Origin of the sequence: Cryobacterium sp. CAN_C2 (genome assembly GCF_015751745.1) — a bacterium.
In the GTDB taxonomy this organism is placed as follows: domain Bacteria; phylum Actinomycetota; class Actinomycetes; order Actinomycetales; family Microbacteriaceae; genus Cryobacterium.
The window spans coordinates 1-22,696 of sequence record NZ_JADOUX010000002.1 but is presented as its reverse complement, the minus strand read 5'-3'; the positions used below and the strand labels follow the sequence as shown (position 1 = coordinate 22,696).

Here is a 22,696-nt window from a genome sequence, read left to right as displayed (position 1 = left end):
TACTAGAGGCAATCCCCCCGGCTTGAGGTGACGCATGCGCGAACGAGATCAGCACACTGAGTGGATGCTGCTCGCCCTGACCGAGGCGCGCGCGGCCCTGGCGTCCGACGACGTTCCGGTCGGCGCCGTCATTGTCGATGCTGCGGGCCAGGTGATCGGCCGGGGGCGAAACGAGCGAGAACTGCACCAGGACCCGACGCTCCACGCCGAGGTCGTGGCCATCCGGGAGGCGGCCGCGCACACCGACGACTGGCACCTGATCGGATGCACCCTGGTCGTCACGCTCGAACCCTGCGTCATGTGCGCCGGCGCGATCCTCGCCGCGCGAGTGCCCACCGTCGTGTTCGGTGCGTGGGACGAGAAGGCGGGAGCGGCCGGGTCGGTCTACGACGTGCTGCGCGACCGTCGACTCAACCATCGGGTTGAGGTTTTCGCGGGCGTCGACGAGAAGGCGTGCGCTTTGCTCCTTCGAGAGTTTTTCGAGAATCCAGCTCGTCGATCAGCCCGCTGAGGCCTACTCCAGTCCCTTGATCACAAAAGTGTCGGTCGGCGGGTTGGCGAGGTTCGGGTCGAAGAAGATGTCGGGTTCGAGATAGATCGTGCGGGCGAGCGGCACCGCGGCGCGAATGCGGGTTTCGACGGCATTGATGTCGGCGGCGACGTCGGCAAAGCGGTGCTCGCCGTCAAAGGCAACCTTGGCGCCGACCAGAATCTCATCCGGCCCGAGGTAGAGAGTCTTGAGGTGGATGATGCGTTTAGTTTCCGGGCCATTCAAAATGGCCGCTTCGATCGCATCCAGGTCCTTCCTGCTCGCGCCCTCACCCACCAGCAGGCTCTTGGTTTCGATGCCCAGAATGATCGCGACGAGCACGAGCAGGACGCCGATGGCAAGCGTTCCGACGGCGTCCCAGATTGGCTCATCGGTGACGATAGTCCAGCCGACGCCGACGAACGCGAAGGCGAGGCCGGTGAGGGCCGCGACATCCTCGAGCAGCACGACCGGCAGCTCGGGCGCTTTGGCATGGCGAACGAACTGCACCCAGGTCTGGTTTCCGCGCAGATGGTTTGATTCCTTGATCGCAGTGCGTAGCGAAAAGCTCTCAAGCACCATGGCGATGGCGAGCACCAGAATCGGCAGCCAGGCATTTTCGAGCGGATGCGGGTGCTGCAACTTGTCGAAGCCCTCGTAGAGCGAGAACACCCCACCGATCGAGAACAGGATGATCGAAACCACGAAGGCGTAGACGTAGCGTTCACGCCCGTAGCCGAACGGATGCTCCAAATCGGCCCGCTTCTTAGCCTTGCGACCGCCCAGCAGCAGGAGCAGTTGGTTGCCGGCATCCGCTACCGAGTGCACCCCCTCGGCGAGCATCGAGGACGAGCCGGAGAAGCCCCACGCCACGAACTTGGTCACTGCGATCCCCAGATTGGCCGCGAATGCGGCCACGATTGCCTTGTTTCCGCCCGGTGCGCTCATGAAAACATCTTAGAACCGTGTGCCAGCGGGTTGGAGCAGGAGGGTTCTGGGCGATCGTTATGGGCAGCCCGATGACGGAAAAAGTAGACTGGTCGGATGACTTCTTCTCAGAATGTGACTCTGCCCACGATCGCCTTCCTCGGCGCCGGTTCCATGGCCCGCGCCATTCTGGCCGGTCTGCTCAAGCCGGGCGTGACCGTGGACGGCGGCATTCGCGTCACCAACCGTACCGCGGCGAAGGCCGCGGAGCTGGCGGACACCGAGGGTGTCACCGCCTACGCGACCGAGGTCGACTCCGACGCCAATCTCAAAGCCATCGACGGTGCCCAGATCGTCATCATCGCCGTCAAGCCGTACATGGTGGCCGATCTGCTCGGCGAAATTGGCGCCTCCCTCGCCCCCGGCACGCTCGTTCTGAGCGTCGCGGCCGGCGTCACGATCGACACCTTCGAGTCGCTCCTGCCCGAGACCGTACACGTCATTCGCACCATGCCGAACACCCCCGCCGTCGTCGGCATGGCCGTTACCGGCATCAGCGCCGGTAGCCGGTCGAGCGAGGCCGACCTCGCGCTCACGAGCGCCCTGTTCGCGACCGTCGGCGACGTGCTGGTCGTGCCCGAAAGCAAGCTCGACGCCCTCAGCACCATCTCCGGCTCCGGCCCGGCCTACGTGTTCTACCTGATCGAGCAGCTCACGGAAACGGCCATCGGAAAGGGCTTCACCCCCGCGGAGTCGGCCGTCATGGTCAACGGTACCTTCCTCGGCGCGAGCGCGCTCCTCGCCGTGTCCGACAAGTCGCCGAGCGAACTGCGCCGCCAGGTGACCAGCCCGGCCGGCACGACTGAACGTGCCGTCTGGGAACTCGAAAAGGGCGGCCTCAAGGAGCTCTTCGATACCGCGACGGATGCCGCCCTGGCGCGCGCCAGGGAACTCGCCGCCTCCTAGCGCGCACCCGCCTCCCAGCGCACCCGTCAGCGCCTTACAGCCCTTCGGCGATGACGGCCGTGGCCTGCAGCCACGCGGCGCGGGTGCGCGGCGCCAGGGCGTCGACGTTGAGCGGGCCGCCACCGACCAGTGAGGCATCGTAGGGAACGTCGACGACCGTGCGGGTGAGCTGGCGAAAATGGTCATGCAGGCGCTTGGACAGCTGCTCGTCGGCGGTTTTCGACGGCGACGCGAGCACGGTGACGGCCTGGGCGACCTTGTCGGCGTGACCCTTCTGCCGCAGGCCGTCGATCAGCGAGGCGGCACCGTAGCCGGTGTCCTCGCGAATCGTCGACACGATCACGAGCTGGTCGGCGGTATCGACCGCAGCCTCCCAGTTGCTGGCCCGCATGTTGTTGCCGGTGTCGATCACGAGAACCCGGTAGAAACGGCTCAATGTCTTGTGGAGCTTGCGAAAGGCGTTGTCGTCGATGCTCGCTGCACCCGCCGGATCGAGGTCGGAGGCGAGTGCGTCGAACTGGGCATCGCCCTGCGAGCGCACGTAATTGTCGAGGTCGCCGACCCGGGAGCGGGTATCGCCGAACCGGTCGAGGTCGCGCAGCAGGTCCACGGCCGTGTTGGTGTGCCGGGCGGCTTGGGCGCGCACACCCAGCGTTCCCATGGTCTCGTTGTTGTCCCAGGCGAGGGTGTAGCCGCCGCGATAGATGCCGAACGTGGCAGCGATGAGCAGCGTCGCCGTTGTCTTATGGGCGCCACCCTTGGGGTTGAGCACCACGATCGTGCGCGGGCCGTTCAGGCTGCGCTGAACGGCCGTGATGGCGGTGCGTTGCTGGCGCTCGGTCGAACTCGGCGTGGGCGAGACCAGGCCGCCCGTGAGGCGGCGTAGGGCGCCCTGCCAGCCCTGCTCGGCCGGTCCGGCGGGCGCCGGTGGCCGTGAGCTGAGAAAGTCGGCGAGGTTCGGCGCCACGCTTGATGCGGCCGGTGACGCGGGCGCGGCATCCGTTCTGGGCGCTACCAGCGACTCGAACAGGGCGTTGGCGGGCGCCGTGACGGAGGGCTGCATCAGCGTGGCAAAGGGTGTCGATGTCTCGAGTTCGGTCACGACTGGAAGAGGCGCCGTAGTCGCCGGCTTCGGGCGGCTGGCAACCACAACCGGCCCGGCCGACTCGACCCGCCCGTTCGGGTGCACGGTCAGCGGCCAATCGCCTTGCTCATCACTGACCTGCAGCAGAACGGATTGCCCGCGTCTGCGAGCGGTCTCGACCACGAGGCCGATGATCTCCTCGCGAACGCCGGCTTCATCGGTACCGGTGACGCGGTGCCGGGAGCCATCGATGTTCACCTCGCCCGTCGTATCGGTGTGAACTGCGGCAACAATGTCAGCCGGGGTGTTGGCGAGAGCGGGCACGTCGTGTGACATGGGAGAGCCTTTCCGTCCACGCACACGTCGTCAGCGCGCAACCTCAGGTGAGCTGCGGCGAGAAATGTCCGTACTAGGAGAATAGCCGGTCGTCTCCCCCGAATAGGGGAGCGTCAGGAACCGAGCGCTGCGAACCGTTCAATATCGGCCTCGGCGCCCGACACGATGATGAGGTCGTGGCTGGAGACGACGGTCTCCGCGGTCGCGTAGGTGAACGGTTTTCCGGGGCTCTTGACGCCGACGACGGTCACGTTGTACTTGCGGCGCACCCCGGAATCGACGAGGTTGAGACCGCGAATGGGCTTCGGCGGGATCATCTTCACGAGGGCGAAATCGTCGTCGAACTCGATGAAATCGAGCATGCGACCCGACACCAGATGGGCGACACGTTCGCCGGCCTCGGCCTCGGGGTAGATGACGTGGTTGGCACCAATGCGTTCAAGAATTTTACCGTGCGATTTGGAGATGGCCTTGGCCCAGATCTGCTGAATCTTCAAGTCGACCAGGTTGGCGACGATGAGCACGCTGGCTTCAATCGATGAACCGACGGCGCAGACGGCAATCGAGAAGTCCTGTGCGCCGATTTGCTGCAGGGCCTCAAGCGAACGGCCATCCGCTTGAACGGCATGCGTCACCCGCTCCGACCATTTCGACACGAGCACCTCACTCGTGTCGACGACGAGTACCTCGCGGCCCAGTCGGTCGAGCTGGCCAGCGGTGGCCGCGCCGAACCGTCCGAGCCCGATGATGAGCACGGGGGCATCGTGTTTGATGCGATCAACCAACGATGGGTCTCTCTTCCGGGCGTTTGAACAGTTGCCTGCTGTGGCTCGCGGCCAGTGCTGCCGCGAGAGTCACTGTACCAACCCGGCCCATGAACATCGTCGCCGCCATCACGTACACGCCTTCCGGCGGCAGGTCGGCGGTGAGCCCGGTTGACAGGCCGCAGGTCGCGAACGCGCTGATCACGTCAAACAGCACGACGTCGAGCGGTTGCTTCGAAATATGCAGAATGAGGATGCTCGCGACAGCCACGGTAGTCGCGCCCCACAACACGACGCTGACCGACAGGCGCAGAATGTCGCTCGGAATACGTCGGCCGAAGGCCTCCATCTCCTGCTTGCCGCGCGCTTCAGCAAACGCGGCGAGAAAGAGGATGGCCAGGGTTGTGACTTTAATACCGCCGGCGGTCGACGCCGACCCGCCACCAATAAACATGAGCATGTCGGTGAGGAGCAGACTGGATCCGTTCAGGTCGCTGATCTCGATCGTCGCGAAGCCGCCCGACCGGGTCATCACCGACATGAACAACGATTGAAAGATGGTGTCGCCCGCATTGAGCGACCCAAAGGTCTTCGGATTGTCGAATTCCAGAATGATGTACAGCACCATGCCGACGATCATGAGGGCGATCGTTGTGACGAGGGTGAGTTTGACGTGCACCGACCAGCGGCGCGGCTTTCTCCAGCCGCGGGCGAAGGCGTAGATCACCGGAAAACCGAGACTGCCCAGAAAGACACCGATCATGAGCGCGCTGAGAAACCAGTAGTCGTTTGCGAACTGGTCCAGGCCGCCGGAGTTCGGGTTGAAGCCGGTGTTGGTGAAGGCCATCGCGCTGTAGTAGAAGCTGTGCCACAGCGCTTCGCCCAGGGCTACGCCGGCCTGCAGCATACGGGGAAAAAGCAGGGCGGCGACACCGACCTCGATGACGAGTGCGCTGATCGCGACGGTGAGCAGCAGGCTGCCGACCTCGCCGAGCCGCACGGTCTGGCCCTCGTTGACCGGGCCGGCGTGAATGCGCGAGGGGTTGGAGTCGCTCGCCGCCATCAATTTGGCGCGAAGCCCGAGCCGCCGTGAGATGACGAGTCCCATGAGCGACGCGAGCGTCAACACGCCGATTCCGCCGATATTGACGCCAACGAACACCAGAATGTCACCGAACGTCGACCAATGCGTGGCCATATCGACGGTCGCGAGGCCGGTGACGCAGATGACCGAGACCGCGGTGAACAGGGCGTCGTGCAGCGGGGTCATCGTGCGGTCGGCGGAGGCGACCGGCAGCGAAAACAGCAGGGTGAACACCATGATGAGGGCGGTGAACACGAGGATGGCGAACCGCGATGGCGATTGGTGGGCGAGCGAATCAACGCCATCCCGAATGCGCACCAGAATCGACATCGGGCGCGGAAAAAATGGTTCAGTTCCGGTTCTCGACAGCACCTAGAACCCCTGACTAACCTGCGACCCTGGACAGTTTGACATGGTACTACCCAACCGTAATGACTACCCTGAGGTCATGGCAGACATCTTTACCGTGGTGGCGGACTCAGCGCGACGGGACATCTTGCGCATCCTCTTAGAGCGATACATTCCCTCCGGGAAAGTCCGTGGCGAACTGAGCGTGTCCGACATCGTCGGTCACCTCGGGCTGAGTCAGCCGACCGTGTCCAAGCACCTCAAGGTGTTGCGCGAAGCCGGCCTGGTCACCGTGCGTGAAGACGGACAGCACCGCTTCTACCGGCTGGAGTATTCGCCGCTTGAAGAGATCGAGGATTGGTTGATTCCGTTCCTCAGCGTCGACTTCGACCAGGCCGTCAAGGACGCCGATCACGAGGCCGATGCCGGTCTGAAAGACGAACAGCGGGCGTTCGCTTCGGCCATCGGCAAGGCCTTCGCCGACGCCTCGCAAATGTCGCATGTCGTCAAAGATGCCACCGCAAAAAAGTGGCGGAGAAACGTCTAAACCGACCCCGTTCGCCCGCTCGCGAAGCGCCCGATCCGGGTACTGAGTAGTTGGAGCCGGTTTTGTCCGATAGAATGGTATTTTCGTGTCAGTCGCTCCCGCGACTAAACCAATACTTGTGAGGTCCGTGTGGGTTCTGTAATTAAGAAGCGACGCAAGCGTATGGCGAAGAAGAAGCACCGCAAGCTGCTTCGCAAGACTCGCCACCAGCGTCGTAATAAGAAGTAGAACAACACTCAGCTGTTCTTCGAGCAAAGCGCTAGCCCTTCGGGACTGGCGCTTTTTGCTGTCCGGCGGCCGGGGTGCCGCGCCCGTCGGCCTAGGCTGGAACCATGCCTACCGCACACCTGACCCTGATCGGCAAGCCCGGTTGCCACCTCTGCGACGACGCACGCGACCTGGTCGGCAGCGTCGTGGCCAAGCTCGCCGACGACGCGGCGGCCCCCACGATCACGTTCGAGGAACGTTCCATTCTCGATGACGCCGCACTGCACGAGTTGTACCTGGAGGATATTCCGGTGCTCCTCATCAACGGCAAAGTGCACAACTACTGGCGCATCGATCCCGTGCGCCTGCGCACTGCCCTACTGGAGGTCTCATGACCATTCGTCACATCGTTTGCTGGAAGCTCAACGCCCTCACCCCGCGCAAGAAGGCCGATGATGCCGCCGGCATCGTGACCGGCCTCGAGGCCCTCGTGGGCGTCGTTCCCGAGATTCGTGCTTTGACGGTGGGCTCGGATGTTGTCGGTAACGAAAACTGGGACGTCGCGCTGATCGCCGATTTCGACGACCTCGCGGCCCTCGACCGCTACCAGAAGCACCCTGAGCACGAAAAGGTCGGCGCGTTCATTCGCACCGTCGTGGCGGACCGCCTGGCGGTGGACCTCGAGGTGTAAACCGCTCATCGAACCGTGAGTTTCGGCCCATTTTCCGCGAAGAACGGGCCCAAACTCACGGCTCGGCGACGCCCGGGCCGAGCCCGGGCCGGCCAGGCCTAGGGCTCCAGGCGAGTCGGGCCGCGGAAGAGGTAGGTGACCTCGCGAATCGACGCCTGGTGCAGCATGAGCATCAACACACGGGCCAGGCCCATGCCGAAGCCGCCGTGCGAAGGCACGCCGTAGCGGAAGAAGTCGAGGTAGCCCTCGATCTCCTGCGGGTCGAGACCCTTCTCAATCGCCTGCGCTTCGAGCACCTCAATGCGGTGCTCGCGCTGGGCACCGGTGGAGATTTCGGTGCCGTTGAAAATGAGGTCGTAGCTCTTGGTGATCGATGCGTCGCCCTCGTGCCGCATGTGGTAGAACGGACGGATGCTCGAGGCGTAGTCGGTGAGGAACACGAACTCGTGCCCGAACTTCTCGGCCACATAGGCGGCGATCTGGCGCTCACCCTCCGGGTCCATGTCGTCGTCGTCGCGCGGAACCTCGTAGCCGCGGCTCTTGACGATCTCCTTGGCCTCGGCCAGCGGGATGCGTGGGAACGGTGTGCTCGGAATGCTCACCTCAACCTCGAACAGGGCCATGACCTCGTCGCCGTGCTTGGCCTTGACCGCGGTGAACCCGGCGACCATGAGGTCTTCGTGCAGCTGCATGACGTCGTCGTGGCTGCTGATCCAGCTGATCTCGGAGTCGACGCTCGTGAACTCGGTGGCGTGACGGCTCGTGAACGAGGGGTCGGCGCGGAACGCCGGCCCGACCTCGAAGATCTTGCCGAAGCCGGCGGACTGGGCCATCTGTTTGAAGAACTGCGGGCTCTGCGCGAGATAGGCCTTGGTGTCGAAATAGCCCACTTCGAACAGTTCGGCGCGCGACTCGCTCGCACTCGCCATGAGCTTGGGGGTGTGCAGCTCGATGAAGTCGTGCTCGATCCAATACGTGCGCAGCGCGTGCTCGAACGTGGTCTGGATGCGGAAGATGAGGTTCTGCTTGGGGTTGCGCAGGTCGAGAAAGCGCCAGTCCATGCGCTTGTCGAGGCTCGAGTCGGGCGCGATCGGCGTCTCGGGAATCGCGGCGGACACCACAGAGAGGGTGGCCAGCTTGATTTCGATGCCGCCCAGCTTGACCCGTTCGTCGTGCTTGAGCGCTCCGGTGACGGTTACGAAGGTGCCCTGGGCGAGGCCCGAGATGCTCGTGGCCGGCTCGTCGGCGACGACGACGCCATCGGCATCCGTTGTCCGCGGATTGACCAGCTGCACGGCGCCGGATTCGTCGCGGAGCACAACGAATTGCACCTTCTTCTGGTCGCGCACCGTGTCGACCCAACCGGACACCGAAACGGTGCCGTCATCGAGAGCGGACAGGTTCTTGATCAATACGCGCGAAGTCACAGGTCGAGTTTAGCCGGAGCCGCCCGGGGGCCGCTCTCACGGCGGTTTCTAGGCTGGGGCCTCCGTAGACTGGTCAGGTGGTAGCTAGTCAAGTGCATCTCGTGCGTCACGGTGAGGTTTTCAACCCCGAACGCGTGCTCTACGGACGGCTGCCAAACTATGGGCTCTCTGAGCGAGGCGCACTCATGGCCGGAACCGCCGCAGAGGAACTGGTCGAGCGCGGTCGGGCAGTCGTGCGCGTCATTGCCTCACCTCTTCAGCGCGCGCAGGAGTCGGCCACTCCGATCGCCGCCGCCTTCGTGCTGTCGATCGACACCGACGAACGCATCATCGAACCGACCAACGCCTTCGAAGGCAAGCGGATGGGCGGCCCTGACGGCGCGTTGCGCGACCCCCGCAACTGGCCGGCCCTGATCAACCCCCTGAAGCCGAGCTGGGGCGAACCGTTCACGTCCGTCGCCACGCGCATGTTGGCGGCGATCGACGACGCCTGGAACTCGGTCACCGAGGGAGACGTCGTTCTGGTCAGCCACCAGCTGCCGATCTGGATGGTGCACCGGGCCCTCGCCCATGAACGCCTCGCCCATGACCCGCGCAAACGACGCTGCGACCTGTCGAGCATCACCACGCTTTCCTGGCATGGCGACCACTTCGCTGAAACCGCCTACGTCAGCCCGGCGCTGGCTCTTCTCGACCCGAGCAATGATGTGGGTGCCGTATGAACCGGATCAAACGCCGTCTCGCCCCTCTGCTGGCCGGGCTGGCCGCCGGCGCCCTCCTGCTCTCGGGCTGCTCCTCTGACCCGCTCGCAGATCAGTACCGGGAAGGCTCGAGCAAGGGCTTCATCGCCGGCGACGGCAGCGTCACCGAGATTGCCCTCGCCGACCGCGGCCAGGCCATCGAGTTTTCGGGCGTGACGGAGACGGGCGAGACGGTCACGAGCGCCGATACGCTCGGCGAAGTTCTCGTGGTCAACTTTTGGTACGCGAGCTGTGCGCCGTGCCGCGCCGAGGCATCCGATCTGCAGAGCATCAACGTGCAGTTCGAGAATAAGGGCGCGAGCTTTCTCGGCGTAAACGTGCGCGACCAGGCTCCGAACGCCATCGCCTTCAACGAGACCTACAGCGTGACCTACCCCTCGGTGCTTGACGTTGATACCGGAGCCATGCAGCTCGCGTTCAGCGGCAGTATTCCGCCGAACGCGGTGCCGACCACGCTCGTGCTCGACGCCGAGGGCCGGGTCGCGGCGCGCATTCTGGGCCAGGTCACCTCGCCATCAATTCTGAAAACCCTGATTCGCGACACAATCGCGGAGAAGGCCGAAGGCGCCATCGAGTGAACAATCCCTTCGGAGAGATCGTCTTCAGCGGCCAGCTGCTCTTCGCTATTCCCATCGCACTTCTCGCCGGGTTGGTGTCGTTCGCTTCCCCGTGCATCCTGCCGCTCGTACCCGGCTACCTCGCCTATATCGGCGGCTTCACCGACGGACGCACCGGCGCCTCCAATCGCGACCGGCGCGGGCGTAACCGGCTCCTGGCCGGGGTCGGCCTGTTCGTGCTCGGCTTCACAGTGGTGTTCGTGCTCACCGGCGTGGTCTTCGGCGCCGCCGGATTCTGGCTCAACGCCTACCGTGACCTGATCACCCGCATCGCCGGCGTCGTGGTCATTCTGCTCGGCCTGGTCTTCGTCGGCCAGTTCGGTGCCCTCCAACGCACCATCAAGACCAATTGGCGCCCCAGAATGGGCCTGGCCGGCGCCCCCCTGCTCGGTGCGGTGTTCGCGGTGGGCTGGACGCCGTGCACCGGGCCCACCCTCACCGCCATCAACTCGCTCAGCCTCGGCACCGGATCGCCCTGGCAGGGCGGTCTGCTCGCGCTGTTCTATTCCTTCGGCCTCGGAATTCCGTTCCTGGTGATCGCCCTCGGCCTCAACTGGGCCACCGGATCCGTCGCATTCCTGAAACGGCATATTCGTGCCATCAACCTGTTCGGCGGCGTTCTGCTCGTCGTCATCGGAGCACTCATGGTGAGCGGTATCTGGAACGCCTGGCTCCTCGATTTGCAAGGGGTGATTGGCAACTTTGTCCCGGCCATCTGACCACTACGATTCCCGCCCGCAGACGCCCCCGTCCGGTGTCGTGCAGCCCAAGCTCGGCCTGATCGGCTGGCTGCGATGGTTCTGGCGTCAACTCACGAGCATGCGAACCGCGCTGTTTTTGCTGCTGATGCTCGCCATCGCGGCCATCCCCGGATCGCTCGTGCCGCAACGCAGCTCCGACCCGAACGGGGTCAGCCAGTACTTCGCCGATCACCCCGACCTGGCGCCGACGCTGGATAAGCTGCAGGCCTTCGACGTCTACACCTCGGCCTGGTTCTCGGCGATCTACCTGCTGCTGTTCATCTCCCTCATCGGCTGCGTCATTCCGCGCACCAAACACCACTTCCAGGCCCTGCGTTCCAAGCCGCCGACCACACCGGTCCGCCTCGCCCGCCTGTCCGGCTTCACCGAGGGCGAGGCGCCCGCGCAAACGGATGCCTCTGCCGCCATCACGCACGCCAGCACCCTCCTGAAATCCAGCGGCTACCGCGTCGCTCGCTTTGATTCTGATACCGAATCATCCGTTTCGGCGGAGCGCGGCTACCTGCGCGAGACCGGCAACCTCATCTTTCACGGTGCCCTCGTCGGCATCTTGATCACCGTCGGTTTCGGCGGCGGCTACGGCTTTGCCGGCCAGCGCGTGCTGGTCGAAGGACAGACCTTTGTGAATACCCTGCTCGCCTACGACTCGTTCAGCCCGGGGCGTTTCTTCGATGACACCACCCTCGACCCGTACACGCTGAGCCTGGACGACTTCTCGGTCTCCTACGAACAACGGAACCTGCAGGCCTACGGCCAGCCGATCGACTTCACCGCCGACGTGACCGTCACCCCCAAGGGTGACGCTGCCGAGCCCGGCGTCGTGAAGGTGAACGGACCGTTGCGCACAAACGGCACGAGCATCTACCTGCTCGGCAATGGTTACGCGCCGACCATTAAGGTCACGGCCCCGGACGGCGCCGTCGTGTTCTCCGACTCGGTGCCGTTTCTGCCTCAGGACGCCAATCTCACCTCACTCGGTATCGTGAAGGTTCCCGACGGCCTGGCTGAACAGCTGGGCATGATCGGCTTCTTCTATCCGACCCAGGACAAAGCGGCGTCCGGCGCGAACTTCTCGAGCTATCCCGACCTCGAATACCCGCTGCTCACACTGAACGTCTACACCGGTGATCTCGGTCTGGATGCCGGCGTACCGACATCCGTTTATGCCCTCACCACCGACACCCTGACACAGCAGACCGGCGGCACAACCGGCGTCGACTCGATCGAGCTCAAGCCCGGCGAATCGGCCAAGCTGCCGGGCGACCTCGGCACCGTCAGCTTCGTCGACAATGACCCGGCCGCGTCGGCCGTCGGAGACTTCACGAAGTCGGTTCCACGATTTGCGAGCTTTGACATTCACCACGATCCGACACAGATCTGGCTCTTCGGCTTCGCCACGCTCGTATTGTTCGGCCTGTTCACCGGACTCCTCGTGCCACGCCGTCGACTCTGGGTGAAGGCCACGACCCGCCCCGACAAAACCGTGCACCTCGAATACGCCGGCCTTGCTCGCGGCGACGATGCCGCCCTCGAGTCTGCCGTCACGGCTCTGGCCGACCGTCACCTCAAACTGTTGAAAACCCACCAACCCGTCGTAGCCACCCCCGAATCGACGTAGGCTTACAGAGTGAATCTGACTGACTCCGCACTGCTAAATACGTACTCGCTCTACGCACTGTACTCAGCGATGGCCGTCTACGCCCTCGCCTTTATCGCTTTTGCTATCGACCTAGCCCGTCGTTCGAGTGCTGTCGACGCCATCCAGGCTGCCGACCTGATCGAAATGGATACTGCTCCCTCGGCCGGGTTCGAAGCATCGGCCGCTAGCACCCTCACACTGAAGCGGCCCGTGCTGTCGCGAATCAGCGCCCGCATCGACAACGATGCGGCCCTGCCGTACGGCCGGTCGTCCAGCCTGCGAGTCGGAGTCGCACTGACCGTGCTGGCCTGGGCGGTGCACCTCGCGGCCACGATCATGCGCGGTTTCGCGGCCGATCGGGTGCCGTGGGCGAACATGTACGAATTCGCCATGACCGGCACCTTGCTCATCATGACGGTGTTCCTGATCGTGCTGGTCCGTTCCGACCTGCGCTTTCTCGGCACCTTCGTCACTGGTCTCGTGCTCGTTCTGCTCGGGGTGGCCGCCCTGAAGTTTTACGTCGAGGTTGCCCCGCTGCCACCGGCACTGCAATCGGCTTGGCTGGTCATTCACGTATTCGTGGCCTCGCTGGCGACTGGAATGTTTGCGCTGGGCTTCGCGCTGTCGACCGTGCAGCTGCTGCAGTCCCGTAGAGAAAACAGTGAGCTCGACGACCCTGCAGGCGCCAGCGCGCCGCGCTCGGCCGTTGCATCCGCCCTGAGGTTGCGCTTCCTGGCCACCTTGCCGTCGTCGGCGACACTGGAGAACCTGGCCTACCGCATCAGCATCATCGGCTTCATTCTGTGGACTTTTACGCTCATGGCCGGCTCGATCTGGGCCGAACAAGCCTGGGGCCGCTACTGGGGCTGGGACACCAAAGAGGTGTGGACCTTCATTATCTGGGTCATCTACGCCGGTTACATCCACGCCCGCGCGACCCGCGGCTGGCGCGGCTCACGATCGGCCTGGCTCGCGATCATCGGGTTCTCTGCCGTCATGTTCAATTTCGGCGTCGTCAATGTGTTCTTCAAGGGCCTGCACGCCTACTCCGGCCTCTAACGGAGCGACTGCGCGGCCTGGAGGTCGCTGATAAGCGCTACTGCTCCGCGGCGACCAATGCATGCGTGCGCGCGAGTCGGGCGAGCCACCAGTCTCGGCGCTCCGGGCTGGCCGCGCGCTGGTGCAGCAGAGCCAAATCGGGCACGACCCGGCGCACGGGAACGGCACCGTTCACCGGCAGAAGTGGCTCGCTCGTCACATCGTCGGCGAGCAGCGAGGCGGTGCCGAGGCCGCAATCGAAGTACAGGCCCGGAACGGACGCCGCGAGGTGAGCGCCCATCGACAGCCCGACCGACGTATCAAGGGCGCTGGAGACCACGACCGGCAGACCGGTCTGGCCGATGATCGACAACGCGGCACGGATACCGCCGAGAGGTTGAGCCTTGATCACGAGAATGTCGGCGGCACCGGCCCGGGCCACGGCGAGCGGGTCGCCGCTCTTACGCACGCTCTCGTCGGCGGCAATCGGAACGCTCAGATAGGTGGTGCGGTGGCGAATCTCGGCGAGTTCGGGCACCGTCATGCACGGCTGTTCGACGTACTCGAGGTCGAACGCGCTCAACGCGTGAATGGCGTGTTCGGCCTCGTCGACGTTCCACAGACCGTTGGCATCGATACGAATGCGCCCCTCCGGGCCGAGTACACGACGCACCTCAGCGACCCGCGCGACGTCGTCGGCCAAGGTCTGCTCGGGGCCGGCCACCTTCACCTTGGCGGTGCGGCACCCGGGAAAACGTGCGAGCACCTCCGCCACCTTGTGTGCAGGCACGGCCGGCACCGTGGCGTTGACCGGAATGCTCGTGCGCAGCGCGTGCGGCGTACTCTGCCAGCCGAAGTCGATCGCGGCCCGCAGCCAGTTGGCGGCCTCGGCGTCGTCGTACTCGACGAACGGCGAGAACTCGGTCCAGCCTTCGGGGCCTTCCAGCACCAGTGCTTCCCGACTGTCCAAGCCGCGAAACCGGTCGAACAGTTTCAGGGAGACGACGTGCGCGGAACCGAGTAACTCATCCAGTGAGGGCATCATGGTTCCAGTGTGCCAGCCTCCGGCTGGGTAGACAGCCAGAGCCTGTGGCTAGTCCTGCTCATAGAGCTCGTCGGAGTTGCTACCGTGGTCGAAGCCGTTCGGCTTGACGTTGACCATGGCGACGGGAATGCCGGGCGCGATGAGCAGGTAGGCGTCTTCAAACCGGCCCTCACCGCTGTTCACCCGCAACCAGTAGGCGAGACCAGCGGCGAGGGCGCCGTCGATCTCCACCTGGATGGATTCAATGGAACGGCCGCCGAGTGAATAGGGTTTGCCGCCGTAGACGATGTCGACGCGGTTCATGGTTCGTCCTTCACGGAACTCGAATGTGCGGCCGGGAAGTAGGGTTCCGGAATGATCTGCAATCCGCCGGAGGAATTGGCCGCAGCCATGAGCGCCTCGATCCACTCGCGGTTCAGTTTGGGCGAGCGACTGCCGAAATACTTGTACGCAAGGGGAATACCCGGGTGTAGCCAGATCGTGCTGCGCCCGCCTCCGGCCTGCGGGTCGTCGCGCCACGTGAAGTAGAACGATTCCCCGCGCCGAAGCTTGGCGCCAATGACGACCTGAATGTGGGCCAGCACGCGATCGTCGAAGTCCGCAGTGAGAGTCGAGTCGTAGGTCAGCTTTCCCATTTCTCGCTCCTGCTCGCGTGCAATCGGTCGGCGTTCAGTCCCTCAGGTAGTGTTCCAGCCGCGGCACGTGCAGCAGCGCCAGGGCTCGCTTCTCGATTTGACGCACTCGCTCCCGGGTCACTCCTTCAATGTGGGCGATCTGGTCGAGGGTGCGTGGCTCGTTGCCGTCGAGGCCGAACCGGGCCCGCAGAATGGAACGTTCCCGAGGCGGCAGCGTGTCGAGAAAAAAGCGGATATCCGCTGCCCGCAGGGTCAGCGTGGCGTGCTCATCGGGCTGGGGAAGGTCATCGTCGATGATGAGTTCCGCCATGTCGCCGGCGCCGTCGCCGACCGGGGTGTGCAGGGAGATCGGCTCGTTGTCGTATTGCAGCAGCCGCAGAACATCGCGCACCGGAAGCTGGGCCGCTTCGCCGATCTCGCGCGCCGTGGGATCGCGGTCGAGCACGCTGGTCAGGTCGCGTCGGATGCGTTTGATCTTGTTCAGCTTCTCGGCGGTGTGCACCGGGATGCGGATCATGCGTGACTTGTCGGCCATGCCACGGTGGATGGCTTGCCGAATCCACCAGGTCGCATAGGTGGAGAACTTGTACCCGGTCATGAAGTCGTACTTCTCGACGGCGCGCACCAACCCCATATTGCCGTCCTGCACGAGGTCCATGATTGGCACTCCGCGGCCGGAATAGTGCTTGGCAATGCTCACGACCAAACGCAGGTTGGCCTCGATGAACTGGTTCTTGGCGCGGCGCCCGTCGTGCACGAGCCAGGCCAGCTCGCGCTCGTCGACCGGATCGCGCACGGTGGCGCTTCCATCTTGAAGCAGTCGAGCCTCAGCGAAGAGCCCCACTTCGATGCGGCGAGCCAGATCGACCTCTTGCTCGGCGTTGAGCAGGCTCCCCATGCCGATACGGCGCAAGTAGTCGCCGAAGGCATCCGTCGAAGCGGCGTTGTAATTGCCCGGTGACGTGGTGCGGCGAGGTGACGACGTTGTAGTGCGGGACTCTTGAACGGTGGTCGTCATGGTTACGTGCCCCCGCAGTGGTTGCTGATGCCGTGTGTGATTTTCATGGCGACCTCCCCATACTTTTCAAGTCATTAGTACACCCCCGAATGGGGTGGATGGCAAGGGATTGACTTCTTGCTCGGTTCACAGTACATGAGGTTATTTCGACTTCCAACCCTTGATATTACGAGTTTGCGACGCTGCAAAACGGCCTCTCGCTCCGCGTAGGCTGACGGCATGAGCGAACAGGTATCCGAAATCTTCGATGCGAGCCAGTGGAAGGCCGTTGCGGGCTTTGAGTACCTCGATGACCTCACCTACCATCACGATGTGACGGGCAGAATTGCCCGGATCGCGTTCGATCGACCCGAGGTGCGTAACGCCTTTCGACCCCGCACGGTCGACGAGCTGTTTGCGGCCCTCGAAGACGCCCGCACCAACTCGAAGATCGGTGTGGTGCTACTCACCGGAAACGGTCCGAGCGCCAAGGACGGCGGCTGGGCGTTCTGCTCCGGCGGCGACCAACGTATTCGCGGCCGCGACGGCTACAAATACGCCGAGGGTGAGACAGCAGCAGGCATCGACCGTGGCCGCGCCGGGCGCTTGCATATTTTGGAAGTGCAGCGGCTCATCCGTTTCATGCCCAAAGTGGTCATCGCCGTTATTCCCGGCTGGGCGGCCGGCGGCGGGCACTCGCTGCACGTCGTGTGCGACCTGAGCATTGCGAGCGCCGAACACGGCAAATTCAAGCAAACGGATGCCGACGTCGGGTCGTTTGACGCGGGGTACGGCAGCGCCTACTTCGCCCGCCAGGTCGGCCAGAAGGCCGCCCGGGAAGTGTTCTTCCTGGCGCGGGAGTATTCGGCCCAGCGCGCCCTCGAGATGGGCGCGATCAACGCGGTCGTGCCGCACGCTGAGCTGGAAACGGTCGCGCTGGAGTGGGCTCGAGAGATTCTGACCAAGTCGCCCACCGCTATTCGCATGCTCAAGTTCGCCTTCAACGCCGTCGACGACGGTCTGGTTGGCCAGCAGGTGTTCGCTGGGGAGGCGACTCGTTTGGCCTACGGTACCGATGAGGCCGTCGAGGGCCGCGATTCCTTTCTGGAGAAACGCGAACCCGACTGGTCCCCGTACCCGTGGCAGTACTGACTCGTGCCGCGCAGGGGTGAGTTGTGAGGCCGCTGCGGGTGCTCGTGCCGGGGCATCCGCTCGACTTTCTTGCCGCAGTGCGCGACGCGCTCGCGGGCAGTGGGCCCGCCCTGCTGCCCGTGCTGGCCGGCGCAGCGGAGCCGCTCGTCGGTGACGTGCCGAAGCGCGTCGCCGTTGTGATCGAAACGTCGGGGTCCGCTGGGGTGCCCAAACGGGTCATGCTCGCGACCAACGCCTTACTGGCCGGTGCTGCGGCATCGACGGTTGCCCTCGGCGGGGCTGGACAATGGCTGCTCGCCCTGCCCGTGCACTACATCGCCGGGGTGCAAGTGCTCGTGCGTTCCATCGCCGCCGAGACCAGCCCGCTCGTGCTGCCGCCGGGTCATTTCGACCCGCAGAATTTTCGGCGGCTGGCCGAGACCATGACCGAGCCGCTGCGTTACACCGCGCTCGTTCCGGTGCAGCTCGCCCGGTTGATTGACGCAGCGGATGACCCGGCCCTGTTGGCCGTGCTGCGCCGCTTCACCGCTATTTTGGTCGGCGGGCAGGCGATTCGAGGCGAACTCATCGCTCGGGCGGAAGCCCTCAACGTGCGGGTCGTGCGCACCTACGGGTCGTCGGAGACCGCCGGCGGCTGCGTCTACAACGGTGTTCCGATCGGTGACACCCTCGTGCGCGTCGTCGATGGGCAGCTGGAGCTGTCGGGTTCCGTGCTCGCCGAGGGCTACCTCGACGATGAAGCGCGCACCGCTGACCGCTTTCTGGTGGAGCACGGTGTGCGCTGGTATCGCACCGGCGACCTCGGTGAGGTCGACCCGCACAGTGGTCGGGTCACGGTGCTCGGACGGGCCGACAACGTAATCATTTCGGGTGGGGAGAAGGTATCGCTCGATGCCGTCGAAGACATCGTGCGGTCCCATCCGGGGTTCGAACAGGCCGTCGTGATCGGCGGCGACGACGAGAAGTGGGGAAAGGTGCCGGTCGTCGTGGTGGCCGGGGGAGAAGGTGCGGAGGTGGATCTGATGGCATCCATTGTGGCAATGCTCGGGCGTGCGGCGAGGCCCGCGCGTGTCGTTCGCGTTGCAGAGATTCCGCTGCTGACCTCGGGCAAGCCCGACCGCGCAGCGCTGGCCAGTAACATGGGGGCGTGGCACAAGGAGCTCGGCCGACCAGGCCCAAACAACAACGATTGAACCCCGCTGCGAAGCTGGCTGGTGTTGATCTGAGCAGCAAGACCAGCGGCAACGGTAAGTCCGGGCATCCGGCCTTCAAGAACGGCCCACCCCGCAAGGGACCAGCCAAGGTCAAACCGGCCACGGCCTCCGACTGGGTGTCCGGCGCACGCCTGCGCACCCTGCCGCTCGCTGTCGCGCCCGTGCTGCTCGGCACGGGTGCGGCCATCGTTGCGAGCGGTCCCGGCGTCTACCATCCGGTGCGCGCGCTCCTCGCGCTCGCCGTGGCGCTGTTGCTGCAGATCGGCGTCAACTACGCCAACGACTACTCCGACGGCATTCGCGGCACCGATGCCTTTCGCGTCGGCCCGGCCCGGCTCACCGGCGGCGGTGTCGCCAACCCGCGCACTGTGCTGCGCGTTGCCCTCGTCTTCTTCGGCCTCGCCGCCATGGCCGGCCTGACGCTCGTTATCCTGACCCAGTACTGGTGGTTGCTGCTCGTTGGCGTGGTCGCCCTCGCCGCAGCGTGGTTCTACACCGGTGGCAAGAAGCCCTACGGCTACCTGGGCCTCGGTGAAGTGTTCGTGTTCGTGTTCTTCGGCCCCGTGGCTACCGCCGGCACGACCTACGTACAGGTCGGCGATTTCACGACCGAGAGTGTGTTCGGCGGTGTCGCCCTGGGGCTGATCGCCAGCGCCGTACTCATGGTCAACAACCTGCGCGACATCGTGCCCGATAAGGCCGCCGGTAAGCGCACCCTTTCGGTACGCATCGGCAGCACGGCATCCCGGGTCGTGTTCTGCGTCTTTCTGCTGGTGCCGTTTGTGATCACCGGCTTCTTCAGCGTGTTCTATCCGCTGGGAATCTTTACGTTCTTCGTGCTACTGCTGGCCCTGCCAGCCTGCCTCATCACGATCACCGCGACGTCGGCAAAGGAACTCATCCTCGCCCTCAAGTTGACGAGCCTGGCGGCGCTGGCTTACGGCCTGCTACTGGGACTTGCTTTCGCGTTCTGAGTTGGTCTGCCTGTCAGCTGCACTCTGCCTGTCAACTGCACTCTGCCTGTCAACTGCATCAAGCGCCGAGTCCTCGATCGCGGAATCGGGGTTCACCGGCTCCTTGTCGGGGTGCCGCGCTTTGTAGAGGCCGCGGGCGACACTCTCGCGTGACTTGCCGAGTAGGAGGTACGACAGGCACAGCCCAACCAGGGCAGCGATGACAGCAGATGCCCACGGCCAGAATCCCAGGGACAGCAGAATCGCCAGCGGAACGGCAAACATCAACACGCGCAGAACGGAGTAGTACAGCCAAGGAGGCAGGAATTTCATGAATCTAGCTTAGGATGCACCGGCTGGTGATCTGCACATGTCTCTCACGGTCAAGCGGCTTACAATCTAGGTATGCCCAAGCTCTTGATCGGACTAGGACTGGCCCTGGTCATCCTCACCGTCTACACCCTCGTGGACTGTGCCGTGTTCGACCGCAAACGTATTCGCGGATTGCCGCGCTGGGTCTGGATTTTCGTCATCGTTCTGGTGCCGTTAATCGGCCCGCTGCTCTGGCTGCTCGTCGGCCACGGCCGTGCCGCCCCCACTACCCGGTCGTATCGATCGGTCGCCCCAGATGACGATCTTGATTTTCTGCGTAGTCTCAGAGGCGACGGCAGCGTGAAGTCCGGCAGCGGCGAGAACCGGCCGTTCAACGAGAAAGATCAGCAGGAACGCATTCGTCGGATGGAGCAGGACCTCGCGGACCTCGACAAGAACGATCCGACACCGGGTGAGGCGACGAAGAAGAAGAAGAACGAACCGGGCGAGGGCGAACAGCCTGGCCGTCGGGATGCCTGAGCGGTCGACCAGCAACCGAAGCAGCCCGGCGACCGATTTCAGCATAGCCCTCCTGAACGAATTCGTTCGGCTCGGGGTGCGCGACCTGGTTCTGTGCCCCGGAGCACGTTCGCAGGCCCTCGCGTTGGCGGCGGCCGAGTTGGAACGGGTCGGCAGCATCCGCTTGCACGTGCGCACCGACGAACGGAGCGCCGGATTTCTCAGCGTCGGTCTCGCCCTCGAAACCGGCCTTCCCGCCCTCGTCGCGGTGACCTCGGGAACCGCCGTCGCCAACCTGCACCCTGCCGTTCTCGAAGCGCACCACGCCGGGGTGCCCATGATTCTGCTGACCGCCGACCGCCCGGCCGAGCTGCGCGGTATCCGCTCGAACCAGACCACCGTGCAGTCCGGCCTGTTCGGGGTCGCCACTCGACTGTGCCTCGACGTTCCGGCACCGGTCGGCGAACCCGACGAGGTCAGCACCGCCGTGGCGCTGGCCCGTCAGGCGATGGATGCCGCGACCGGCGTGTTCACCACTGCTCCCGGCCCGGCACAACTCAACCTGGCATTTCGCGAGCCGCTGTCGGCTGCGCTGCCTGCAGGGTCCTCCTTCGCGACACCTGCTATCCGTGTTGCCCCGGCCACGTCAACAGATGGGCCGGCCATGCTGCTCGCGCCGGGACCGCGCACGGTCGTCGTCGCCGGTGATGGCGCCGGGCCCGCAGCCGAAGAACTGGCGCATGCCGGTGGCTGGCCGCTGCTGGCCGAGGTGTCCAGTGGCGCTCGATTCGGCCCCAACCTGATCGTGCACTACCGGGAGCTACTCTCTGCGGTCGACCTCGGCGGCCAGGTCGAACGGGTAATCGTGTTCGGCCACCCCACCCTCAGCCGGGAGATTCCGGCCCTCATCAAGCGAGACGGGGTGGAAACCATCGTGGTCGCCCCGACCGGACTCGAATGGTACAACCCGGGCCACACCGCGCGCGGCTTCACCCGCTCGATCGGAGCGGATGCTTCGTGCGCGCTGGCAGCCCGCACGCCGGCCGGGCGAGCGTGGCTGGGCCGCTGGATCATGACCAGCCGGGCGCTAGCCGAGGCGGCGGCCGACGAAGGTCGGGTGCCGATAGATAAACGCGGCATCACCCGCGCCGAATTGGCCGCGTTGCGCGCGCCGCTGACCCGGGCACTGCTCGTCGACGCCGTCTGGCGGGCGTCGTGGCCGCACGACCGGCTCGTGCTCGGCGCCTCCCGGCTCATTCGCGAGGCCGACAAACGGGTTCCCGGCAAGAAGATCCCCGTGCTGGCTAATCGAGGCCTGGCCGGAATCGACGGCACCATCGCCACCGCGCTCGGTGTGGCCCTGGCCAGCCAGGCTGAACCGGAGCCGCGCTCGGTCGGTGTGACCCGGGTTCTGATGGGCGACCTGACCTTTCTGCACGACGTCGGTTCGCTGCTGATCGCCCCCGGCGAACCCCAACCCCGACTACAGGTCATCGTCGGAGTCGACGGTGGCGGCAGCATCTTCGACGGCCTCGAGGTTGCGGCGACGGCTCCGGCCGAGGCGATGGAGCGGGTGCTCTACACCCCGCGCAGCGTGGACCTCAAGGCGCTCGCCGCTGCCTATGGCTGGGACTACGAGATGGCCGCCACCCGCAGCGACCTCGAACGCGCCCTCACCGGCGCCCCTACCCGTCCCGCCATCCTCGAGGTTCCGCTCGTTCGCTAGCTTCGCCACGGCCCGTTTCAGCAGCGACTCTTTCACCAGCGCCGGTCGCAGACAGTAACTGAATCACGGCAAATCACGAAATTCAGGCGGATCAGGCGTTCTAGGTGCGCCAGTGGGGTTTTGGGCTGGGGGTGTGGGCGCTGGGGGTGTTGGCACGGTGGGTGTGGGCGGGTCGCCAGGTTTGGGTGGGGTCCCAGAGGAGGGGGCCGAGGAGTTGGGGTCTTCCGTTGGTTGTGCGGATTTTCCAGCCGTTGCTGTTGATGGTGTGGTGGTGGTACCAGCAGAGCAGGGTGCCGTTGTCGATGTTGGTGGGGCCGCCGTGTTGCCAGGGGATGATGTGGTGGATTTCGCACCAGCGGGCGGGGATGGTGCAGCCGGGGATGATGCAGCCTTCGTCGCGGGCGGCGATGGCCGCGC

General features: G+C 64.8%; 27 protein-coding genes. 16 read left to right on the top strand and 11 right to left on the bottom strand.

The window, feature by feature from the left end:
- Positions 1-34: 34 nt before the first annotated feature.
- Entirely contained in the window at positions 35-511 is a 477-nt protein-coding gene (gene tadA, locus IWX77_RS01720) for a tRNA adenosine(34) deaminase TadA (protein ID WP_297412910.1), read from the top strand.
- Positions 512-514: 3 nt separating this feature from the next.
- On the opposite strand, the gene IWX77_RS01715 is transcribed toward tadA, so the two are convergent.
- Positions 515-1,477 carry a cation diffusion facilitator family transporter gene (locus tag IWX77_RS01715; protein WP_196842796.1) on the bottom strand — a complete coding sequence of 321 codons (963 nt, stop codon included), beginning with the start codon at positions 1,475-1,477 and terminating at the stop codon, positions 515-517.
- Between the two features lie 96 nt (positions 1,478-1,573).
- Here IWX77_RS01715 and proC point away from each other — a divergent pair, with 96 nt between their 5' ends.
- Positions 1,574-2,422 (top strand): pyrroline-5-carboxylate reductase, encoded by an 849-nt coding sequence (gene proC / locus IWX77_RS01710; RefSeq protein ID WP_196842795.1) that lies wholly within the window; start codon positions 1,574-1,576, stop codon positions 2,420-2,422.
- Between the two features lie 34 nt (positions 2,423-2,456).
- Here proC and IWX77_RS01705 read toward each other — a convergent pair whose 3' ends face one another.
- The 3 genes from IWX77_RS01705 to IWX77_RS01695 all read right to left on the bottom strand — a co-directional run bounded on the left by IWX77_RS01705 (position 2,457) and on the right by IWX77_RS01695 (position 6,020).
- Positions 2,457-3,842 (bottom strand): MinD/ParA family ATP-binding protein, encoded by a 1,386-nt coding sequence (locus IWX77_RS01705; RefSeq protein WP_196842794.1) that lies wholly within the window; start codon positions 3,840-3,842, stop codon positions 2,457-2,459.
- Positions 3,843-3,955: 113 nt separating this feature from the next.
- On the bottom strand, positions 3,956-4,627 hold the full coding sequence (locus tag IWX77_RS01700; RefSeq protein ID WP_196842793.1) for a potassium channel family protein: 672 nt from the start codon (positions 4,625-4,627) through the stop codon (positions 3,956-3,958).
- A complete protein-coding gene (locus IWX77_RS01695) occupies positions 4,620-6,020 on the bottom strand; it encodes a TrkH family potassium uptake protein (protein WP_196843033.1) in 1,401 nt (466 codons plus the stop codon). The genes IWX77_RS01700 and IWX77_RS01695 overlap by 8 nt, the downstream gene beginning before the upstream one ends.
- 118 nt (positions 6,021-6,138) lie before the next feature.
- Here IWX77_RS01695 and IWX77_RS01690 point away from each other — a divergent pair, with 118 nt between their 5' ends.
- The 4 genes from IWX77_RS01690 (at position 6,139) to IWX77_RS01675 (ending at position 7,483) form a co-directional block, all read left to right on the top strand.
- Positions 6,139-6,585 carry an ArsR/SmtB family transcription factor gene (locus IWX77_RS01690; RefSeq protein ID WP_196842792.1) on the top strand — a complete coding sequence of 149 codons (447 nt, stop codon included), beginning with the start codon at positions 6,139-6,141 and terminating at the stop codon, positions 6,583-6,585.
- Between the two features lie 129 nt (positions 6,586-6,714).
- A complete protein-coding gene (locus IWX77_RS01685; protein ID WP_003792170.1) occupies positions 6,715-6,813 on the top strand; it encodes a 30S ribosomal protein bS22 in 99 nt (32 codons plus the stop codon).
- A gap of 104 nt (positions 6,814-6,917) precedes the next feature.
- Positions 6,918-7,187, top strand: a complete 270-nt coding sequence (locus tag IWX77_RS01680; protein ID WP_196842791.1) for a glutaredoxin family protein — start codon at positions 6,918-6,920, stop codon at positions 7,185-7,187.
- Positions 7,184-7,483, top strand: a complete 300-nt coding sequence (locus IWX77_RS01675; protein WP_196842790.1) for a Dabb family protein — start codon at positions 7,184-7,186, stop codon at positions 7,481-7,483. The genes IWX77_RS01680 and IWX77_RS01675 overlap by 4 nt, the downstream gene beginning before the upstream one ends.
- Positions 7,484-7,581: 98 nt before the next feature.
- Here the strand turns inward: IWX77_RS01675 and aspS are convergent, their stop codons facing one another.
- Positions 7,582-8,895 carry an aspartate--tRNA(Asn) ligase gene (aspS, locus tag IWX77_RS01670; protein WP_442784446.1) on the bottom strand — a complete coding sequence of 438 codons (1,314 nt, stop codon included), beginning with the start codon at positions 8,893-8,895 and terminating at the stop codon, positions 7,582-7,584.
- A 92-nt stretch (positions 8,896-8,987) separates the two neighbouring features.
- Between aspS and IWX77_RS01665 the strand changes: the two genes are divergently transcribed.
- From IWX77_RS01665 to ccsB, 5 genes are read left to right on the top strand one after another with little or no spacing between them, the layout of a single operon-like run.
- Complete coding sequence (locus IWX77_RS01665) at positions 8,988-9,632, top strand: histidine phosphatase family protein (protein ID WP_196842788.1); 645 nt, start codon at positions 8,988-8,990, stop codon at positions 9,630-9,632.
- A complete protein-coding gene (locus IWX77_RS01660; RefSeq protein ID WP_196842787.1) occupies positions 9,629-10,249 on the top strand; it encodes a TlpA family protein disulfide reductase in 621 nt (206 codons plus the stop codon). Before IWX77_RS01665 ends, IWX77_RS01660 begins: the two co-directional genes overlap by 4 nt.
- Complete coding sequence (locus tag IWX77_RS01655; RefSeq protein WP_196842786.1) at positions 10,246-11,007, top strand: cytochrome c biogenesis CcdA family protein; 762 nt, start codon at positions 10,246-10,248, stop codon at positions 11,005-11,007. The genes IWX77_RS01660 and IWX77_RS01655 overlap by 4 nt, the downstream gene beginning before the upstream one ends.
- The gene (gene resB, locus IWX77_RS01650; RefSeq protein ID WP_196842785.1) at positions 10,991-12,667 is read left to right on the top strand and encodes a cytochrome c biogenesis protein ResB; all 1,677 of its coding nucleotides are present in this window, start codon (positions 10,991-10,993) and stop codon (positions 12,665-12,667) included. Before IWX77_RS01655 ends, resB begins: the two co-directional genes overlap by 17 nt.
- Positions 12,668-12,682: 15 nt before the next feature.
- A complete protein-coding gene (gene ccsB, locus IWX77_RS01645) occupies positions 12,683-13,747 on the top strand; it encodes a c-type cytochrome biogenesis protein CcsB (RefSeq protein WP_442784445.1) in 1,065 nt (354 codons plus the stop codon).
- A 37-nt stretch (positions 13,748-13,784) separates the two neighbouring features.
- Here the strand turns inward: ccsB and IWX77_RS01640 are convergent, their stop codons facing one another.
- From IWX77_RS01640 to IWX77_RS01625, 4 genes are read right to left on the bottom strand one after another with little or no spacing between them, the layout of a single operon-like run.
- Positions 13,785-14,771, bottom strand: coding sequence for an o-succinylbenzoate synthase (locus tag IWX77_RS01640; protein WP_196842784.1), 987 nt, complete (start codon positions 14,769-14,771; stop codon positions 13,785-13,787).
- Between the two features lie 48 nt (positions 14,772-14,819).
- Entirely contained in the window at positions 14,820-15,074 is a 255-nt protein-coding gene (locus IWX77_RS01635; protein ID WP_196842783.1) for a hypothetical protein, read from the bottom strand.
- Positions 15,071-15,406, bottom strand: coding sequence for a DUF7882 family protein (locus IWX77_RS01630; protein ID WP_196842782.1), 336 nt, complete (start codon positions 15,404-15,406; stop codon positions 15,071-15,073). Before IWX77_RS01630 ends, IWX77_RS01635 begins: the two co-directional genes overlap by 4 nt.
- Positions 15,407-15,440: 34 nt before the next feature.
- Positions 15,441-16,424, bottom strand: coding sequence for a sigma-70 family RNA polymerase sigma factor (locus IWX77_RS01625; RefSeq protein ID WP_196842781.1), 984 nt, complete (start codon positions 16,422-16,424; stop codon positions 15,441-15,443).
- 219 nt (positions 16,425-16,643) lie between these two features.
- On the opposite strand from IWX77_RS01625, the gene IWX77_RS01620 reads away from it, so the two are divergent.
- From IWX77_RS01620 to IWX77_RS01610, 3 genes are read left to right on the top strand one after another with little or no spacing between them, the layout of a single operon-like run.
- Positions 16,644-17,555, top strand: a complete 912-nt coding sequence (locus IWX77_RS01620; protein ID WP_196842780.1) for a 1,4-dihydroxy-2-naphthoyl-CoA synthase — start codon at positions 16,644-16,646, stop codon at positions 17,553-17,555.
- Between the two features lie 23 nt (positions 17,556-17,578).
- Complete coding sequence (locus IWX77_RS01615; RefSeq protein ID WP_297412906.1) at positions 17,579-18,748, top strand: AMP-binding protein; 1,170 nt, start codon at positions 17,579-17,581, stop codon at positions 18,746-18,748.
- A 14-nt stretch (positions 18,749-18,762) separates the two neighbouring features.
- On the top strand, positions 18,763-19,743 hold the full coding sequence (locus IWX77_RS01610) for a 1,4-dihydroxy-2-naphthoate polyprenyltransferase (protein ID WP_442784444.1): 981 nt from the start codon (positions 18,763-18,765) through the stop codon (positions 19,741-19,743).
- On the opposite strand, the gene IWX77_RS01605 is transcribed toward IWX77_RS01610, so the two are convergent.
- The gene (locus IWX77_RS01605) at positions 19,717-20,055 is read right to left on the bottom strand and encodes a DUF4229 domain-containing protein (protein ID WP_196842779.1); all 339 of its coding nucleotides are present in this window, start codon (positions 20,053-20,055) and stop codon (positions 19,717-19,719) included. The genes IWX77_RS01610 and IWX77_RS01605 overlap by 27 nt on opposite strands.
- 72 nt (positions 20,056-20,127) lie before the next feature.
- Here IWX77_RS01605 and IWX77_RS01600 point away from each other — a divergent pair, with 72 nt between their 5' ends.
- Both IWX77_RS01600 and menD read left to right on the top strand, forming a co-directional pair.
- The gene (locus tag IWX77_RS01600; protein ID WP_196842778.1) at positions 20,128-20,574 is read left to right on the top strand and encodes a PLD nuclease N-terminal domain-containing protein; all 447 of its coding nucleotides are present in this window, start codon (positions 20,128-20,130) and stop codon (positions 20,572-20,574) included.
- On the top strand, positions 20,567-22,279 hold the full coding sequence (gene menD / locus IWX77_RS01595) for a 2-succinyl-5-enolpyruvyl-6-hydroxy-3-cyclohexene-1-carboxylic-acid synthase (RefSeq protein ID WP_196842777.1): 1,713 nt from the start codon (positions 20,567-20,569) through the stop codon (positions 22,277-22,279). The genes IWX77_RS01600 and menD overlap by 8 nt, the downstream gene beginning before the upstream one ends.
- A 100-nt stretch (positions 22,280-22,379) precedes the next feature.
- Here menD and IWX77_RS01590 read toward each other — a convergent pair.
- Positions 22,380-22,696, bottom strand: a 317-nt coding sequence (locus IWX77_RS01590) for an HNH endonuclease signature motif containing protein (protein WP_196842776.1), incomplete at its 5' end; no start/stop codon positions are given.

What these genes read in the sequence shown, in the direction of transcription:
- tadA (WP_297412910.1), top strand. Translation starts at nt 35, where the DNA reads ATGCGCGAACGAGATCAGCACACTGAGTGGATGCTGCTCGCCCTGACC.
- IWX77_RS01715 (WP_196842796.1), bottom strand. Translation starts at nt 1,477, where the DNA reads ATGAGCGCACCGGGCGGAAACAAGGCAATCGTGGCCGCATTCGCGGCC.
- proC (WP_196842795.1), top strand. Translation starts at nt 1,574, where the DNA reads ATGACTTCTTCTCAGAATGTGACTCTGCCCACGATCGCCTTCCTCGGC.
- IWX77_RS01705 (WP_196842794.1), bottom strand. Translation starts at nt 3,842, where the DNA reads ATGTCACACGACGTGCCCGCTCTCGCCAACACCCCGGCTGACATTGTT.
- IWX77_RS01695 (WP_196843033.1), bottom strand. Translation starts at nt 6,020, where the DNA reads ATGTCGATTCTGGTGCGCATTCGGGATGGCGTTGATTCGCTCGCCCAC.
- IWX77_RS01690 (WP_196842792.1), top strand. Translation starts at nt 6,139, where the DNA reads ATGGCAGACATCTTTACCGTGGTGGCGGACTCAGCGCGACGGGACATC.
- IWX77_RS01680 (WP_196842791.1), top strand. Translation starts at nt 6,918, where the DNA reads ATGCCTACCGCACACCTGACCCTGATCGGCAAGCCCGGTTGCCACCTC.
- IWX77_RS01675 (WP_196842790.1), top strand. Translation starts at nt 7,184, where the DNA reads ATGACCATTCGTCACATCGTTTGCTGGAAGCTCAACGCCCTCACCCCG.
- IWX77_RS01660 (WP_196842787.1), top strand. Translation starts at nt 9,629, where the DNA reads ATGAACCGGATCAAACGCCGTCTCGCCCCTCTGCTGGCCGGGCTGGCC.
- IWX77_RS01640 (WP_196842784.1), bottom strand. Translation starts at nt 14,771, where the DNA reads ATGATGCCCTCACTGGATGAGTTACTCGGTTCCGCGCACGTCGTCTCC.
- IWX77_RS01635 (WP_196842783.1), bottom strand. Translation starts at nt 15,074, where the DNA reads ATGAACCGCGTCGACATCGTCTACGGCGGCAAACCCTATTCACTCGGC.
- IWX77_RS01630 (WP_196842782.1), bottom strand. Translation starts at nt 15,406, where the DNA reads ATGGGAAAGCTGACCTACGACTCGACTCTCACTGCGGACTTCGACGAT.
- IWX77_RS01625 (WP_196842781.1), bottom strand. Translation starts at nt 16,424, where the DNA reads ATGACGACCACCGTTCAAGAGTCCCGCACTACAACGTCGTCACCTCGC.
- IWX77_RS01620 (WP_196842780.1), top strand. Translation starts at nt 16,644, where the DNA reads ATGAGCGAACAGGTATCCGAAATCTTCGATGCGAGCCAGTGGAAGGCC.
- IWX77_RS01605 (WP_196842779.1), bottom strand. Translation starts at nt 20,055, where the DNA reads ATGAAATTCCTGCCTCCTTGGCTGTACTACTCCGTTCTGCGCGTGTTG.
- IWX77_RS01600 (WP_196842778.1), top strand. Translation starts at nt 20,128, where the DNA reads ATGCCCAAGCTCTTGATCGGACTAGGACTGGCCCTGGTCATCCTCACC.
- menD (WP_196842777.1), top strand. Translation starts at nt 20,567, where the DNA reads ATGCCTGAGCGGTCGACCAGCAACCGAAGCAGCCCGGCGACCGATTTC.